The organism is Commensalibacter papalotli (ex Botero et al. 2024), from assembly GCF_947179115.1.
In the GTDB taxonomy this organism is placed as follows: domain Bacteria; phylum Pseudomonadota; class Alphaproteobacteria; order Acetobacterales; family Acetobacteraceae; genus Commensalibacter; species Commensalibacter papalotli.
The window spans coordinates 1-260 of the sequence record NZ_CAMXCI010000026.1 but is presented as its reverse complement, the minus strand read 5'-3'; the positions used below and the strand labels follow the sequence as shown (position 1 = coordinate 260).

The window sequence follows — 260 nt, the reverse complement described above, 5'->3', positions numbered from 1 at the left end:
ATTGGTAATAGCATCACTTGGCGTTCGCGTGCCGCCATATTCCTCAAATTGTAGATATTTGGCTTGTTGGTCTTTGATAAAAATCGTTGCTGTTTGATAGTTCTTGGTCGCTGGTGTAAAGGCAACTGCATTCCGAGTAAACGCGTTAGTATTCTGAAAAATACTGGGCAGCTCTTGCTTGATCTGATCCCGTGCTGCCTTTGCCACCCCATTCAGACCTTGTGCAACCGCATAAGGAATATCTTTGGACGCTATTCGTT

The 260-nt window shown here is 44.6% G+C and carries 1 protein-coding gene; it reads right to left on the bottom strand.

All coding sequences use genetic code 11. The annotated features are described in order from the left end of the window. On the bottom strand, positions 1-260 hold a 260-nt coding region (locus tag QMN76_RS10915; RefSeq protein ID WP_282066053.1), incomplete at both ends, for a hypothetical protein.